Here is a 16,990-nt window from a genome sequence, read left to right on the forward strand (position 1 = left end):
CGCATTGAAGAGTTTTAGAAGAAATGTCTACTGAAATCCAAGAAATGCCAGAGCAAGGAGAGATTATTCTTGCTACAGTTACCAAGGTAATGGATCATGGGGCATATGTAACATTAGATGAATATGATGATATCCAAGGATTTTTGCATATTTCAGAGATTGCACCAGGTTGGATTAGATCAGTAAGTAGATTTGTCAAAGATGGAGAGAAAAAAGTGCTACTAGTAAAAAAAGTAAATTCTAAGAGAGGAGATATCGATCTATCATTAAAACAAGTATCAAAAGATCAGAAAAAGCAAAAGCTAAAAGAAGTTAAAAAATTTGAAAAAGGTAAAACGTTATTACAAAATGTTCAGGACAAAGCAAAACTTACAGATGAAGAAATTGAAAAATTAGAAGATAGTATTTATTCAAAATTTGATTCTGTGTATGATGCATTCATAGAAATTGCAAGAAATGGTATTGAGTCGGTAAAGGAACTTAAACTTGCAAAAAAAACTGCAACCGTAATCGGAGAAATTTGTTCTAAAATTAAACTCCCGTCAGTAGAAATTAGAGGTATTATGGAAATAACAAGTAACAAATCAGATGGAGTAGAAATAATTAAAAAAGTTTTATTAGATGTTTTGAAAAAAGATTCAACAATAGATATTACTTATTTAGGAGCACCAAAATATCGACTATCAATTACTTCAGAGAATTTTAAAGCAGCAGAAAAATCATTAAAACCAATTATTGAAGAAATTCAAACCAGCATAGAAAAGAAGAAAGGCTCATTCAAATTTACCAGAGAAGAATCAAAGAAAACAAGAGAAAATTAAAATGAAATTTCAATTAAGAAAATGTATCAGATGTAATCAATATACTCTAAAAGAAAAATGTTCAAAATGTAATGAAAAAACAACATCAGCACATCCAGCTAAATTTTCACCAGACGATAAATACATGAGATATAGATTAGCTGAAAGATATTATTAAAAATTAATTTAATGAAACATAATTCTTGTTAATTTCATAAATAAATACTCCAATTACTTGTCCTCCTTTTTCAACATCAAAACTTGGTGATGTGTAGACTAATTTTAATGGTCCATTACCGTCTTGAGGGAATTTGATATCTTTTGTATATATTCCAGTAAATCCTGGTTGATATGTTAGAGATTGCTGATTTGTAGTTAAATCAACATAGCCTAAAAGAGTGAAAGGAGTCATTTGTCCTAACAATGTTTCATTCCAAAAATAATCTGTTCCACTGATTCCATCAGAATGAAGGTATTTAGCTAATGGTTTTTTAGCAATTTTCATAAACCATGATTTTTTTGATTCATCTCCACCACCTTGTAAAAGATAAAGTGGCTGATCCCCATTATCAATAGTTAATCGTTGAGCAGTGATAAAAATTACAACATAATCTGCTTGCATATCGAGTAAAAGTTCTCGTCCTTCATCTGAAGGACTTAGAAAAGCATTTGCAATATTTTGGATTATCCAAGTAATCAGTGTAGAATTGTCTGCAAGAGAAGCTCTTTCACCCATTGTTTGAATCCAATATCCATAATCCCACCAAGCAGCTATTACTGAATCTTTTGGGGTATTATTTTTAATCCATTCCATTGAATCAATCCAATCACTTGTACTAATTCTAAATGTACTTCCACCATTTAATATCGTAGGGGGATTATTAGTTATTGAAAAAACATTTCCATTTTCAGGGAAAGTTATTGGAATAGTTAATAATAAAATAATTCCCAATAGAAAAGATGATTTTACAATCAGATTTTTAGATTTTTTAATTTCTATTTTATTTAAAAATAATTCTTTTGATAATATTGATAATCCTATAGAAGAGAAAATAATTACTGATAATGATGCAAATACTTCCAATCTTACAAATGCAGAACTAACATAAACTCCCAGTATGCCAAAAATTAATGAAAATGAAACCATATCAGAAGTTATGAAGTTAGATTTTTTAGAATTTTTTAGAATTATCCAAATTCCAAATCCTGCAAATATCATCAATATTGAATGAAAAAGAAAAGATTGTTCAAGGGTGGTTGTAGCGTGTTCAGAAACAGAATCCACTAAAGGATCTGTAGTGATCAAAAATGGATTTACTGCATTTAGATATCTATGACTTGGAAGTGGTAAAAAGTGTAATTCATCATTTAAGATAAAAACAGTTGATCCAATAATTATAAATCCTAAGAGTAAAAGTAATCCATTCCTAGTCTTAGAATGTTCATTACTCTTTTGTTGGATGACAATACAAGATATCAAGAAAATTGTAGGTACTATTATCGAAATTCCCCCTAATCCAGTAATAAAATTAGTTCCCAATCTTTCAAATGCTATTGATGTAATAAGTAAGGATATTGTAAATATTGGTATCATAGAAATTAAAAATTTATGATCTTTTCTTAAGAAAGGTAATGTAAATAAGAAAATACCTAATGGTACAATGAAAAATTGATCTCCTCCCCATGCAGACAGACCAAATATAATTAAAATTCCAGCAGAAATCATCTTTGGAATACTAATTTTATAGTTTTTTGATTTTAAAGCACTTAAAAAAAGATAGATTGCTAAAATACTAAAAAATAAACCAAGTGGTTCTGATTTAAACCATCCAATTTGGCCTCGAACAATAATTGGTAATGAAACAGCAAAAAATAATGTTGCAAATAATCCTGCTGTAGTTCCTCCAATGGTTCTAACTAATGCGAAAACAACAATAGATGTTAAAGAACCAAAAATTACCGGAAATAAAATAGCAAAGTCATAAAGATTATCACCGCCAAAAATCCAATATGTTATTGCTGTAGTAATATGCAACATTACTTGCGAGGTTTGAGAAACATTTCTTCCATTAGGATACCAACTTAGATCATCATTCCATTGAAAATACGAGTCTATTCCGTTATCAACAACATATTGTGTTGCTCTGTAATTAAAAAAAGGATCAAATTCATTTAATTCCCATCCATAATTTGCAGGTTGTGATCTAATTAAAAATGAAATTGAAAACGATAATGTAAGAATTCCTATTATTAGAAGATGGTTTAGTTTTAAATCAAATTTTCCTATTGATAGCAAACTAGAACTTGAATTCATTATTCTTGAACAATAATCTATGTTTATTACTCTTTTTAAAAATGATTTTTGATCAGATATCAGATGTTATCAAAGAGCATATTTTCCTTCAAGTTTTGCTTCAGCAAGTATATGTTTTTTCATAGATTCTTTGACATCATCTTTTGTTGAATTTTGTTCTAAATTTAATTCTGTGTCTAATGCATAAAGTTTGAAAATATAGGTATGCTCTTTATCTGGTGGTGCTGGACCGCCATAACCAATTTCATCAAAATCTGTTTTCCCCTCAATTGAGTTTTCAGGAATTATATTTTCTGCAATTTCATGTGTTTGTGGTGAAATGTTCCATAAAACCCAATGAACCCAAACTTTCCCAACTGCTCCCATCGCATCAGGATCATCCATGATTAAGGCCAGTGATTTTGTTTCTTCTGGAACTTGTTCAATTATCAGAGGAGGACTTAAATTTTCATTTTTGTATCCGTATTTTCTCGGAATGGTTCCACCGTTTTTAAAAGAAGGGCTCTTTAAAATCATGATCCTCATTATGTTTAAAAAAAGTCTTAAAGTTAAATTTTTCTAAGATTCTAAAATAATATTATCATTAGATAATGAAATTATTGAACCACCAGCTTGTTTGATCTGTTTTTTCAATATTTTATCCATGGTTCCAATCATAGATCTATTATTTTTTACATAATCTAATAATTTCTTATCAGCAAAATTCCCATAAATAGGAATTTTTTTAAAATTTTTTATAAAATTTAAGGTAACAAGGATTTCTTGTCTTTTTTCTGGTATTTTTTCTAATTTATTTAACTCAGTTATTACTACTTCTGGAACAACAAAAGAAAGTGAACCAATCTCTACATCAAGATTATCAATGTTTTTTATTCGTTTAGTTGCTAAATGGATTAAAAAATTAGTATCACAGATTACTTCAACCAATTATTCCTGCACCAATTAATCTCCATCTTTCATCAATTCTTCTACTTATTGCAACATTACCACCTTCAAAGATGCAAGCTGGGCGTCTAAGTTCAATCTGAATATTTTTCGATTTGATTTTAGTCACCTTACCTAATATTGGTGCAGTTCCAATATTCAACCTAAGTAATTCCCCTGATTGAATTGGCTGGACTTTAGTATCCTCAGTAATTCCCACAGCAACATCAAATAGATTTACTTCAAGTTTTAATTCAGTAGAGTTTTCAGGAAGTGTTCCTGGTTTTCCAATTACTGAACCAATAAACGAATCACTTCTAGTCATAGAGGGATCCAATTTTGTCCCAATTGCAACTAATCCGCCAGGTTTAACTGAATCAACAATTCCTGCAGCCGTTCCCAAAGATGTTATTTCTGTTAGTAAGGGTTCATATGATTTTGTTTTCTCATTCATAATGCCAGGTTTAATCTCAATTTCATCTCCAATTTTAAAAACTCCTTGTGTTAGACTTCCGCCAATTACACCTCCTTTGATATCCTTTAATTTTATTCCAGGTTTGTTTACATCAAAAGAACGTAAAACATGCATTACAGTATCTTTCTTTTCATCTCTTTCTGGAGTTTTGATTGTTGATTCTATAAAGCCAATTAATGCATCAATGTTTAATCCAGATTGGGCAGAGATTGGAATAATTGGGGATTTTGCAGCAAAAGTTCCCTTTACAAATTTTGTAATGTCTTGATAATTTGCCATAACTTCTTTGTAAGGAAGTAAATCGACTTTATTTTGAACTATAACTATTTGTTGTATTCCAAGTGTCTGAAGAGCTAAAAGGTGTTCTTTGGTTTGAGGTTTAGGAACTTTTTCATTTGCAGCAACTAGTAATAATGCGCCATCCATCAAAGCAGATCCTGATAGCATATTTGCCATCAAACTTTCGTGTCCAGGACTATCTACAAAACTTACAACTCTAGATAATTCACTTTCTTTTCCACAATTATTACATTTTGGAGTTGTAGAGTATCCCAAAGGTTCCTCACAGCTTTTACATTTGTAAAATGCTGCATCAGAATAACCTACACGAATTGTAATTCCACGTTTTAATTCCTGACTATGCACACTAGTCCAAGAACCAGTTAATGCTTGAATTAGAGTAGTTTTTCCGTGATCTACATGCCCTGCAGTTCCAATGTTAACACATGGTTGATAACCATATTTTTTGATGTACCAATCAGGAAGTGTTTCTCTCCAATGCATGACTCAAAATGTAGAATCGGTATATGTTAAGTTATTCTTTTTTATCTTCAGTTTTTTCTTCTATAGATTCTTCAGTAGGAGCTTCAACTGGTAGTTCTCCATCAAATTTACAATTTACTTGATAGATTTCTTCAGATACTGTATTTCCACGCATTAGCTTTCTCTTTCTTTGTCCAATCTCCGCATCTTGCAAACCTACTCCTTTTGAAAGAAGAACTTTTTTTCTTGCAGAACCATGAACGTCATTTCTCATGGGAACTCCAGATTTATCACTTCCTCCAGTGAGTTTTAGTTTTCCAGATAGTCCAACAATTGATGCATCAGTTTCATTTCCAAGCTGTAATCCTAACAAAGGATTAGCATCACTATCTTTGAGTTCCTTTGAAACGGATTTTCCTTTAATATCTGAAATTGTAAGTTTGAAGTTTGTCAATTATTCCAAAAAAAAGTTGAACGACTAATTAACCTTTGGACATTATTTTTAAATCAAGATTCACTAAGATGAGTATGGCTGAAGATATTAGATGTCCAAGGTGTGATAAAATTATGGTAGACATGCAAGCTTGTCATATGTTTTGCCCAAATTGTGGAGCGCATTTAGATTGCTCTGACAAAGGGAATTATTGGTGATTACATTCCAGGTCGATCTGGAATATAGTCTGTTGCCATATTGATTGCCTGATCTTTCATAATTTCAAGATATGAATCATAATCTGATTCAAAGTTGCAATGAGGACATTTTACTTTAGTAATATCATCATCTAAGATTGCAACTTTTTCACATTCAGGGCACTTTGCATCCATATACTATTTTCCTAATTAAGATATTTAATCATAATCAATCAATTCATCTTAAGCGGAGTTAGTTTAGTCTGGTATGACGTCAGCTTCCCAAGCTGAAGGCCGCGGGTTCAAATCCCGCACTCCGCATTATATCTCTCTAATTGCCTGCTCGATTACTCCTCTATCAGGAGCCTTTGGATTATATTTTAAATAATTTTTAAGATCATCTTTTGCTTCAGAATTCTTGTTTTGTTTTTCTCTTAGATATGCTCTATTTTTATAAATTTTAGCAGATCTTTTTCGATTGATTTCAATAGCTTTTGTGTAATAGTTTTCTGCCTTTTCAAATTGATTAGTTTTAAGATAATAATTTCCAAGACCGTTGCAAGTCAAAAATGATCTTTTATTTAATTCTAAACATTTTTCATAAAATTTTACACATTCAGGAGAATTTTGTTGGTTCATTATAGATCCTAATTGATGTAAGGCAGTATAATTAATTGGAGAAATTTCTATTGCTTGTTTTAATGATTCAATTGCATCAGAATAGTTTTTAAGAATATTTTGTCGTTCAGAGATGAGACAAAGTCGATTTGATTTATCAGTTGAGTCATTTTCTACTTTTATAGAAGATAAAATATCAAATGGTGCTAACAATATCAATAATCTACCATCTTCAGACCATTCTTTGTCAAAAATGTCTTCAGGTATTGCTCCTTCCTGTTGTTCTCCTTTTAAATTACCTTTCTGAATATAATGTAGAATTGTTTTTTCTTTATTATCATAACCAGTAATGATAGATACATGTTGAGTAATTTCGGGAATCCCTGGAAGAATTACAATTGGAGGTACTCCAGAATCAATAATTTTTTTAAGTTCTGGTAAAGATGAATTTACTATCTTACATGCTAGCCCATGTCTTTCAGCTGATTCTATTCCTTCAATAATTATACTACCATTAAACCCTGAATATTTTTTGGCAGTCTCAATAGCTTCGGCCATTGGTAATTCTACATTCCAATATTTTGATACAACGTTGATTGGTAATGGCAGACAAATATTTTCTTCTTCAACTAGAGGTAAAAGTAATTCATGATCTTCTTGCTCCATAAATCAAAGAAATCTTGAGAGTTATTAAAATCAATCAAAGTAAACAGAATTTTTCAATTAGTATTTTACCATCTTGAGACATTTCAGGATGAAATTGGGTTCCAAAAATTAGTTTTTTATCATATTGAATAATTTCATATTTACAATTATTGGATTCTGCAAGAGAAATTAAAACTGGAGGTAATCGTGATATCTCAAACCCATGACTCTCAAAAACATTTAGAGAATCATTACAAACCAAATTTTCTTTTGATATACTGATTAATTCATTTCCTTTTTGAAGAGATTTAGTTTTTCGAATTGTTCCACCTAGAGTAAGAGCCAAAATTTCTGCACCATAACAAATTCCAAGTAATTTGACATTGTTTTTAATGGAAAAATTAATAATTTTTGAATTAATTTCGTTAATCTTTTTTTCATTTTTTCTTCTTCCAGATAAAATAAAACAATCATAATTTGAAAGGGAGTTAAGGTTAAGAAAATGAGGAGTTTGTTTTTCAAATAAAATATTTTTTTGAGTTAGAAATTCAGTTAAATTTTTTGTATAGATTGACCCGTTATCAACAACTAAGAGCAATTAGTTGCCTACCTCAATTGAGACATAATGTATCTCAGAAATTCCATCTTTGACAAATATTGTTCCAATGTTGAGATTACTTTCTTCTTGCCACATGAATACTCTATCACTTCGTGGTTTTACAAAATCATCAATGAATTCATTGAGGAATTCTTCTGTATTTTCACGATCACCTTGAGTAAAGAAGAATAACTGACCTTCATTAAATGATAACGGGATCTGAATTGATGTTGGTTCAGATACAGTAATGTTGTTTTCTTCAAATATAGATTTTATAATGTCAATTCTATTACTTCTATCTAATTCAACATAATTATCATCTGCGGTTGTAACAGCTGATGCAACACCAGAAACTTTCTTCAAGTAAGCCTCAAATGCTTTTTCTTGAGTATCACCCAATCCAACAAAGTATTCTCCATTAAATGCAGCACCTACTGCTGCAATAGTACCTAATTGTGCAACTACACCACCAGCTCCTGCAGTATAAACTGGAATAAAGTAGATATCATGATCACCTACACGATATAAAATATTATCACCTATTCTTGGATTTCTCAAAAGCGTCTTAAGTTGAGCAAATTCTGGATCCCTATCTAGTGCTTCCCTAACTGCAGTTGGACCAATTAATTTAGTTGTAGAATTTAGAGGAACTTCATAGAATTGTAAATTACCTAAATTAGTAAGATCATTTTCAACTACCATATAACCTGCAAGATTTCTTCCTTGAGAACCTCTCAATTCTAATGAAAGTAATCCCAAGAATTCAGTTTGTGCAAATCCTGGAGGTTTAGCTTCAACATAATAGGTTTCTAATCCACGAGGTATTTCATAGAATTCATTTGCTTGAATAAATGTCTCAACATTAGTTACATGGTAGATATTATACATCTCTGTTTTCCAATTGAATAATTCTACGGGATATCTGATTTGCTCTTCTAGCCAAGTAGGAATTGGTTTGAATTGGTCAGAGTATTGACTAGAGAACATATCTGAAAAGAAATCATCTCCAGTCTTTAGTAATTGGATATCACCATTGTAAGTATCTACTAGTGCATAACCTACCAAACGCAAGTAGGGATTTCCAACTGACCAAGGAACATCATTGGTATCAAATCCAATAATTAATGGGATTAGCCAGTAAGAGTTTGTTCCATCAGTAACAGGAAGTGAGTCTAATTCTTTTCCGAACAAATCATAAAGGAAGTAAGGATATAGTGTTTCCATTCTGTCATGTACATCTTTGTATCTCATAATGTGGACTGATTCTGCTGGAAATGAAAGTAAAAAGTTTGGTTCAAATATCCAACTTAATGGTGGTGAAACATCTAGTCCGCCTAATCCCGAATAAGATACACCACCTAATTCTGCACTGTTTTGACTATCTCGTGAATTTGGATAACCAGACCAAGTTTGCTCAAACAATCCACCCTCACCATAGTAAATTTTTCTTTGTTTGAAAAATTCACCACTATCAACAATCTGACCACCAGTTGCTTCAAGTGTTAGGAATCCATTCGGAGCATGAGTATAAACTAAATGTTCGTTATACCATCTATTTTCAAGGCTAACAGATGTTGGTAGAATTGGTTTCATAGAGGCAGTCCAATAAAGAGTATTGTTAAATCGGAGAATATCATTATCTTCAAAGTCAACATATGGAATAAGACCAATTTCAGGTTTTAATTTTGCAAAAGCTGCTTCCCAATCCCAAATTCGAATAACATCTAGTACATCACTGTGTTGAGAAACATAATTTTTGATATTATTTGCAGAAACTGATGTTAGCTGAACATCATGAGTATTTTCTTGAATATTGTTTAACTCACCAAGATATCGATTTACTCCAATTTGCTGAGCAGTGTATGGACCTAAATATTCAATTTTTTTGGCATCAGCTATACTGTTGTTAACTGAAACTACTCCTGCAATAATAATTGCAATTGCAATAATACTTAGAATTCGAATGTAAACATCTCTCTTAAACATATGAGTTAGTACTCGTGCTCGAATTCTATCAACTACAGAAAATCCAATTAGTGCAAAGCCTATGAGAAGTGTACCACCAATTACATATCGTGTATTATAATCAATTTGATCAGTAAAGAAGAGATTAAATCCTGCCCAAATAATTCCGATTCCAATTATTCCTTCAATTGTTGAAACATAATTTAGATATCTTGGCTTTCCATCATTAGAATCATGTAAAAATGAAGTAATTACATTAATTATTCTGTGAATTCCAACATACAAAACTAGACGTAATCCAATTGCTGCAAGTAATGGAGGAATCAAAATTACTAGAGCAGGAATCATTGGAACAACATTCTCAGCTGCATAATTTGGATTATTTCCAGGAGTTACAAACGGTAAAGAAAATAATTTTGGTAGATTTTCAATTCCTAAATAATTACCATCGATAAATGATACTGCTGCAAATCCAAACATGATATTTGCAAAGAATGCGCCAAAAAGCAAAATTTTGGTTATTTGCCAAATAACAAATTGTGGAGAGGAGAGTTTGTATTCTTTAAAACTTGAGATATTATTTGAGATCGGTTGCTGTCCACCGCTTCCAAGAAATCCAATTGCCGTTCTAATGATATACCAGAAAATAGAAGATCTTCCAGAAATATTTACACGGACAAGGGCAATTGCTGAGAGAATTATTGTAGAGACAAGTGTGTAATAGAGAGGTTTTGTGAACTGATCGCCAAATTCTGTAAAATTCATCGATAAAATTACTGCCTGATTTCCAACCATGGCAAAAATTACTATCCCAATAATGGCTACAATACCTAATCTGATGAATTTTCCAGCATCAGGAGGCGGAGCTTGCTTATCAGTAGAGGCACTATACAAAGTTAAATTTTGTTATGATTTGCTAAATTAATGTCTTATTAGCAAAATTAAGCAATTCTTGCTAATTTTTTGCAAATCATATAGACTGCTGCAAATGTCGGAATGGATACTTTTTCGTTGTTATATGGTCCAAATTTTTTGTTTTTGAGTTTAAATTCTATCGGAGAATTTGCAAAAACTTCTACACGATCATCGCTAAGAAATGATGCTTCTGTATAAGGGTCAAATTTTGATAAATCTTTACAAAGAATTTTTGTAAGACCACTTTTACTGTTAATAGACCCTGGTAATCTAAAAATTCTATGAATATCCATTGTTACATTTGGATCAATTTTTACACCAATGTTTTCAGATATATCATCTAAAGTCTTTTGAAAAGATGAATAACCATTTACCAATAATTCTGAGATAATTTTTGAGCGCTTTGATTTAGCTCCAAATACATATTTGGAAAATCTTCCTTTCCATCCCTTGTCACCAAATTCTGGAAAAGATGAACGGTTTGGTTTGAATTTCTTCATTCCAAAAGTTTCAGGGATAGCACCACGTAACATGATATAATCAGATAGATCTGATCTTTCTCTAGATCCTATTTGTTGAAATTGTGAATTGTATACATATACATGAAATCCCTCATTTCCAGAAAAATATACATAAATGTTTTCTTTATTAATTGCAAAATCATCAATCAAAATTTCAGATAATTTGTTTACTTGAATTTTTGATGAATCAATACAAATTTTACATGGCAATGATTTTTTTTCTAGTTTTGTTGAATTACATTTGTTACATTGGTTTGAATTCTTTGAGGTTTGATTGCAGTCATTACATATTGACACTGTATGACTTTCCCTACATGGTAAATTGAGATCTTTTGCATCAATATCAAAGATAAGATCAGCCTCTTTCCAATCTTTTTCATTCATTGGTAAATTAGGAAATGTATAGTATGCATTTGAGCAATAAACATCAGATGGAACATTTTGCATAAATAGTAAATGTAATTCCTTATCATCTTTGATTTGGATGTGTCTAATCATTCCAGAATTAAATTTTTGATATCCAAATTCTCGCTCTGATGTACGTTCAGGTACTCGAATAAGATCAAAATGTTCAAAATAGTATTTTTTAAACGAATCTTCTAAGAATTTAATATCAGTTTCTTGCATTATTTTCTCTTCTTTCCGAATTGTAGTGGGTTAATGATATTATCACATTCTGATGTTGCAAAACAAAGACTTTGTGTTTTTAGTTTTTCACATGATGGACAAGAGTACTGAGTTCCACTTCCAGAAGTTCCTGCCAAGTGATTAAGCTGGTAAAGAGTTACACGAGGATTGTAATCAGGTGCATTTTTGAATAAAGGTGCAATTTGTTGAACTGATTGTCCCTTTGATAGAAGAAAAGTAGCTAGCATGAATCTTCCTGAATGTGGAAGATTTTCACCTTTTTCTAGAACATCTATGGCATGTTTGATACATGGTGGATATTCTCCGGTAGTTACTGTAAAAGTTGTAAATTTTTTTGATAATAATGCTAGTTTGTTTACTGAATCCTCAAAACCAGGAATCATAGTAGGTGTTTTTGCATTGACAATTTTAGAATTAATGTATGTTCCAAGTTCTTTTCTTATCAATCTAACTGTTTCATGAGGTGTTAAAAAAACAAGTCCTTTTTCCACATGTCTGTTTATCAGCTTCCATTCTCTTTCATGAAAATTTACTGAATGTTTTAGATAATCCGATACGGGGATCACAAAATAATCATCTTGTTTTTCAATTTGTACAGAAAAGAGATCATCAATTACTTTGATAGCTAGTTCTTTTTTGGATTCATCTGAGATATTAGATAGATCTCGCTCAAGATATTTTTCTGCACGTCGAGCTTCAGCTAGAGAAAATCTCTTGATTAAAGTGTGCATTCCACATAGTTTTAGTAATACAATTGCTAAAAGAAATGAAAAAACTTCTCTAGGAAGTGCTGCTTCTTTTGATACATGATCTCCAATCAGATCAGATTTGTAGATTTTTCCATCAGCTGCTACCAGAATCCTATCATAAGCTTTATTGATTAAATCCTTCAGATCGGGATCTGTTCCAAACTGCTCTAGTGAGAATCCCTTATCTTTGAGATATTGACCTGCGTCTGCCAAGAATGGATACTTTGCAATTTCATCTTGGCCTAATGCTATCATGATAATGATTTACTTAATTTACATAAAAATCTGATTTTTGACGCTGGTTTAAATTATGTTTTAAGAAATTTAACAAATATGCAGATCGGCTGTCATGTCTCAATATCAGGTTCAATTGACAAAGCAGTAGATAATGCAGTTGAACGAGAATGTTCTGCTTTTCAGATATTTACTAGAAATCCAAGGGGATGGCATGCAAAAGATCTCTCTAAAGAAGACGTCACAAATTTTAAAACAAAACTAAAGGAAAGTAAAATTGACAGATTTGCAACATGTGCACATATGCCATATTTACCAAATCTTGCATCACCAAAAGATGATGGATTTGAAAAATCAATTAACACTTTGATTAATGAAAGTGAGAGATGCGCGCAATTAGGTATTCCGTATCTTGTAACACATCTCGGCAGTCATTTAGGAACAGGAGCAGAAGCTGGAATTAAACGACTAGTTGAAGGACTAACAAGAGCTGGAAAGATAAAAAATGATGTAGTAATTTTATTGGAAAATACTGCAGGCCAAAAAAATTCAGTTGGTTCTGATTTTAAACAACTAGGTGAGATATTCAAGCAACTAAAGCCTACAAAGAAATTTGGTATTTGTATTGATTCTTGTCATGCATTTGTTTCCGGCTATGACTTGCGAACAGAAAATAAAGTGAAAGAAACATTTTCTGAATTTGATAAATATGTTGGAATTGAGAATTTGAAAATATTACATCTAAATGATGCAAAAGGTGAGCTTGGTTGTAATTTGGATAGACATTATCATTTAGGATTGGGAGGGATTGGAGAAAAAGGAATTTCAGCTTTAGTAAAGTTTGCAAACAAGAAAAAAATTCCAATAATTTTAGAAACTCCAATTGATGGTGAAAGAGACGACTTTGAGAATATCAGAATAGCAAAGGAGTTTGCGTAGAAATTTATTTCATGGATGAAATGATGATTTAATGAACTATGAAGAGGTAATGAAATTAGCACTTGAGCGTGGATTTTACTTTCCTAGCTGTGAAATATATTCAGATGCACAGGCTGGATTTTGGGAATATGGACCATCAGGTGTAGGATTAAAAAATAAATTTCTAGAGTTATGGCGACGAGAATTAATTCGACGAGACGGTATGCTTGAGATTGATGGCTCACAAATAATGTCAAAATCAGTCTTTGAGGCATCAGGACATTTAGGAAATTTTGCGGATCCAATTATCAAATGTACAAAGTGTAATTCTACATTTAGAGCTGATAGAACAATTGCAGAGATTTCACAAATTGAAATTCCAGAGAGTGCAGATTTGGAAGAATTTGATAATACAATTATTCAAAATAACATAAAGTGTCCTAAATGCAAAGGAGATTTTGATAAGACTAAAAAATTTAATATGATGTTTAAAGTTGGTATTGGTCCCCAAGAAGAAGAGGCATATCTTAGACCAGAAACTTGCCAGTCAATTTTTGTGGATTTTCCAAGACTTTTCAAGACCATGCGAGGAAAACTTCCATTGGGAATTGCCCAAGTTGGAAAAAGTTTTAGAAATGAGATTGCGCCAAGACAGAGCTTGCTTCGTTTACGAGAATTTTACCAGGCAGAAATTGAAGTGTTTTGCAATCCATCAAAGTTACAAGAAGTGGAGAATTTTCCAGAAATAGAAAATACAATAATTCGAGTTCAAACAGATGCAGAGCCAATCTCTATGACATGTAAAGAAGCAGTAGAATCTGGCATTATTCCAAACAAATTTGTTGCATATTATTTGGGAATGTTAACTGAATTTTATGAGAAAACAGGTATTAACATTAGAAAAAGTAGATTCAGAAAACTTGGAGATAAAGAAAAAGCATTCTATGCAGAAGTTGCGTTTGATTTTGAAGTAGAAACTACTATTGGTTGGCTAGAACTTGTTGCATGTAATTATAGATCTGATTATGATTTATCAAGTCACGCTTCAAAGAGTAAGGAGAAATTTGAAGTGATGGATAATGATGAAAAAGTTCTACCTCATGTCTTTGAGATCTCAATGGGGATTGACAGAAGTCTTTACACAATTTTAGAGCATAGTCTCAAAGATGATAAGGAACATGAAAGAATTGTGTTATCACTCAAGCCATATCTGGCTCCTGTTCATATCGGAGTTTTATCTCTAGTCAAAAAGGATGGACTCAAAGAGAAGACAGATGGGGTTTATCTTCAAATTAAGCGTAAATGTGATGCATTTTTAGATCATTCAGGTGCTATAGGAAGACGATATAGAAGATTAGATGAGATTGGTGTACCATTTGCAGTAACAGTTGATCATCAGACTCTGGAAGATGATACAGTTACAATTAGAAAAAGAGATTCAATGGAACAATCAAGAATAAAAATTGTAGATATAGATACAATAATTTCAGAATCTATTGCATATCCATAGATATTAAAAAATTAAATTAAAAATTATTTTTATTTTTTAGACTTTTTAGATTTTTTGTCATCTTTTCCGTCTTTGTCATCATGTTTGTCATCTTTTCCGTCTTTGTCATCATGTTTGTCATCTTTTCCGTCTTTGTCATCATGTTTGTCATCTTTTCCGTCTTTGTCATCATGTTTGTCATCTTTTCCGTCTTTGTCATCATGTTTGTCATCTTTTCCGTCTTTGTCATCTTCTTTTTCACAATTAATTATTGTGTTAACACCCTTGTCACCTTTACAATAATCAACATCATCACCACCATCAATCATATCATCATCATGACCACCAGAAATTTTGTCATTTCCAGCATCACCAAATAATTCATCATTACCATGTTCACCTTTAATGTAATCATTTCCATCTCCACCATGAATTTTGTCATTTCCATGTTGTCCTGTAATTTTATCATTTCCAGAATCTCCAAATATTATGTCGTCATCGTGGTGTCCTGTAATCTTGTCATTTCCATCTCCACCGTGAATTTCATCCATTCCATGTTGTCCTTTAATGTCATCATTTCCATCTCCACCATAAATACAGTCATTACCTTTCTTTCCATCAATCTTATCATTACCAGCCAATCCTAAAATCAAATCATCATCATTTGTTCCCTTTAGTTTGTCATTTGAATTTGTTCCAACAATGACGTTATCAAAGTCATCCATATCTTTTCCACAGAATTTTTGTGTTAACGTAACTGATGCAGTGTTACTTGTAATTATTGTACCAGACAGACCTAAAGTGTCATCATACTCCATAAAATAATCAAAAGAGTAAATTCCAAATAGAGGATCTGTTGGAGAAAATACAAAACTTCCGTCATCATTCATTACGATATTTCCAGATGGATCAATGATAGTGATATCTACTGGCAATAGTGAAGATATTGGATATACTACGGGTGGGATTTCCACATATAATGGACGTATATCATTTCCTAGTACTCCAGAAGCAGATACAGAAAGTATTGAATCTCCATTACCAGTAAAAGAATCATCTAAAGTAATTAGATCTATTTCATCAGTGGTATCATTACAGTTATTGTCTACACCATCACCAATAATTTCTTGGGCATCTGGATTAATTTCTACAGGATCTATTCCAAAATAGATTGCCTCAGGATTAGTTTCCACTCTATCATGGCAATCAAATCCTACTCCAGGTCCAGTAACCCATCCATCTCCATCTTCATCTACTCCATCATCCAGAATTCCATCACAGTTATCATCAATTCCATTTCCACCAATTTCAGTAGCACCTGGATTAATATCTAAATTATTATCATTACAGTCATTTCCTCCATCAGGTTCTGGAAGTGGACCTATCCAATCAAGTTGTGTAAAAATACCTGGAATGTAACCATCACCATCTTGGTCTAGTTCATCAATGTTGTCAAAGATTGTATCACAATTATTATCAGCACCATCAATAACTTCATCAGCTCCAGGATATACTAAAGGAGCATTATCATTACAATCTCCCCCAAACGGAGTAAATCCATCACCATCTATATCAAATCCTTCATCTATTCCTCCAACACAATTATCATCAATTCCATTATCTTCTTCGTCTGCACCCGGATTGATTGCGGCATTATTATCATCACAGTCTATTTCTTGAGGACCAGTAGATGTTGTAGCGTAACCATCCTCATCAAAGTCTACAAATCCTTCATCTATTCCTCCAACACAATTGTTATCTACACCATCAAATTCTTCTATTGCG

The 16,990-nt window shown here is 31.8% G+C and carries 17 protein-coding genes and 1 tRNA gene; 6 read left to right on the forward strand and 12 right to left on the reverse strand.

Annotated elements, in window-relative coordinates:
* Window positions 1–23: 23 nt before the first annotated feature.
* Together ACW9W3_RS02995 and ACW9W3_RS03000 are read left to right on the forward strand one after the other, a co-directional pair.
* Window positions 24–821, forward strand: a complete 798-nt coding sequence (locus tag ACW9W3_RS02995; protein WP_457764677.1) for a translation initiation factor IF-2 subunit alpha — start codon at window positions 24–26, stop codon at window positions 819–821.
* A gap of 1 nt (window position 822) precedes the next feature.
* Complete coding sequence (locus ACW9W3_RS03000) at window positions 823–978, forward strand: RNA-protein complex protein Nop10 (RefSeq protein WP_457764678.1); 156 nt, start codon at window positions 823–825, stop codon at window positions 976–978.
* Between the two features lie 3 nt (window positions 979–981).
* Here ACW9W3_RS03000 and ACW9W3_RS03005 read toward each other — a convergent pair whose 3' ends face one another.
* From ACW9W3_RS03005 to ACW9W3_RS03025, 5 genes are all read right to left on the reverse strand, one after another.
* Window positions 982–3,114 carry an STT3 domain-containing protein gene (locus tag ACW9W3_RS03005; protein WP_457764679.1) on the reverse strand — a complete coding sequence of 711 codons (2,133 nt, stop codon included), beginning with the start codon at window positions 3,112–3,114 and terminating at the stop codon, window positions 982–984.
* 69 nt (window positions 3,115–3,183) lie between these two features.
* A complete protein-coding gene (locus ACW9W3_RS03010; protein ID WP_457764696.1) occupies window positions 3,184–3,630 on the reverse strand; it encodes a YbhB/YbcL family Raf kinase inhibitor-like protein in 447 nt (148 codons plus the stop codon).
* A gap of 42 nt (window positions 3,631–3,672) precedes the next feature.
* Window positions 3,673–4,041, reverse strand: coding sequence for a PIN domain-containing protein (locus tag ACW9W3_RS03015; RefSeq protein WP_457764680.1), 369 nt, complete (start codon window positions 4,039–4,041; stop codon window positions 3,673–3,675).
* Window positions 4,034–5,296: a translation initiation factor IF-2 subunit gamma gene (locus ACW9W3_RS03020; protein WP_457764681.1), complete on the reverse strand. Its 1,263-nt coding sequence runs from the start codon at window positions 5,294–5,296 to the stop codon at window positions 4,034–4,036. Before ACW9W3_RS03020 ends, ACW9W3_RS03015 begins: the two co-directional genes overlap by 8 nt.
* 31 nt (window positions 5,297–5,327) lie before the next feature.
* Window positions 5,328–5,729, reverse strand: coding sequence for a S6e family ribosomal protein (locus ACW9W3_RS03025; RefSeq protein WP_457764682.1), 402 nt, complete (start codon window positions 5,727–5,729; stop codon window positions 5,328–5,330).
* A 74-nt stretch (window positions 5,730–5,803) separates the two neighbouring features.
* On the opposite strand from ACW9W3_RS03025, the gene ACW9W3_RS03030 reads away from it, so the two are divergent.
* Window positions 5,804–5,926, forward strand: a complete 123-nt coding sequence (locus ACW9W3_RS03030; protein WP_371504387.1) for a hypothetical protein — start codon at window positions 5,804–5,806, stop codon at window positions 5,924–5,926.
* Here the strand turns inward: ACW9W3_RS03030 and ACW9W3_RS03035 are convergent, their stop codons facing one another.
* The gene (locus ACW9W3_RS03035) at window positions 5,927–6,100 is read right to left on the reverse strand and encodes a zinc-domain-containing protein (protein WP_457764683.1); all 174 of its coding nucleotides are present in this window, start codon (window positions 6,098–6,100) and stop codon (window positions 5,927–5,929) included.
* A gap of 52 nt (window positions 6,101–6,152) precedes the next feature.
* Here ACW9W3_RS03035 and ACW9W3_RS03040 point away from each other — a divergent pair.
* Window positions 6,153–6,226: transfer RNA gene (locus ACW9W3_RS03040), tRNA-Gly, on the forward strand.
* Here the strand turns inward: ACW9W3_RS03040 and ACW9W3_RS03045 are convergent.
* The 5 genes from ACW9W3_RS03045 to ACW9W3_RS03065 are packed head-to-tail and all read right to left on the reverse strand — an operon-like array spanning window position 6,227 to window position 12,819.
* Window positions 6,227–7,189 carry a tetratricopeptide repeat protein gene (locus tag ACW9W3_RS03045; protein ID WP_457764684.1) on the reverse strand — a complete coding sequence of 321 codons (963 nt, stop codon included), beginning with the start codon at window positions 7,187–7,189 and terminating at the stop codon, window positions 6,227–6,229.
* A 34-nt stretch (window positions 7,190–7,223) separates the two neighbouring features.
* Entirely contained in the window at window positions 7,224–7,766 is a 543-nt protein-coding gene (locus ACW9W3_RS03050; protein WP_457764685.1) for a type 1 glutamine amidotransferase, read from the reverse strand.
* Complete coding sequence (locus ACW9W3_RS03055; RefSeq protein ID WP_457764686.1) at window positions 7,767–10,625, reverse strand: UPF0182 family protein; 2,859 nt, start codon at window positions 10,623–10,625, stop codon at window positions 7,767–7,769. It lies immediately after the preceding gene.
* A gap of 47 nt (window positions 10,626–10,672) precedes the next feature.
* Entirely contained in the window at window positions 10,673–11,794 is a 1,122-nt protein-coding gene (locus tag ACW9W3_RS03060) for a DNA primase small subunit domain-containing protein (RefSeq protein WP_457764687.1), read from the reverse strand.
* Entirely contained in the window at window positions 11,794–12,819 is a 1,026-nt protein-coding gene (locus ACW9W3_RS03065) for a DNA primase (RefSeq protein ID WP_457764688.1), read from the reverse strand. Before ACW9W3_RS03065 ends, ACW9W3_RS03060 begins: the two co-directional genes overlap by 1 nt.
* Before the next feature lie 78 nt (window positions 12,820–12,897).
* Here ACW9W3_RS03065 and ACW9W3_RS03070 point away from each other — a divergent pair, with 78 nt between their 5' ends.
* Together ACW9W3_RS03070 and glyS are read left to right on the forward strand one after the other, a co-directional pair.
* Entirely contained in the window at window positions 12,898–13,737 is an 840-nt protein-coding gene (locus ACW9W3_RS03070; protein ID WP_457764689.1) for a deoxyribonuclease IV, read from the forward strand.
* Window positions 13,738–13,768: 31 nt separating this feature from the next.
* The gene (gene glyS, locus ACW9W3_RS03075) at window positions 13,769–15,226 is read left to right on the forward strand and encodes a glycine--tRNA ligase (RefSeq protein WP_457764690.1); all 1,458 of its coding nucleotides are present in this window, start codon (window positions 13,769–13,771) and stop codon (window positions 15,224–15,226) included.
* Between the two features lie 29 nt (window positions 15,227–15,255).
* Here glyS and ACW9W3_RS03080 read toward each other — a convergent pair.
* A partial coding sequence (locus tag ACW9W3_RS03080) for a MopE-related protein (RefSeq protein ID WP_457764691.1) occupies window positions 15,256–16,990 on the reverse strand: 1,735 nt, incomplete at its 5' end.

The organism is Candidatus Nitrosopumilus sp. bin_68KS (assembly GCF_054095825.1).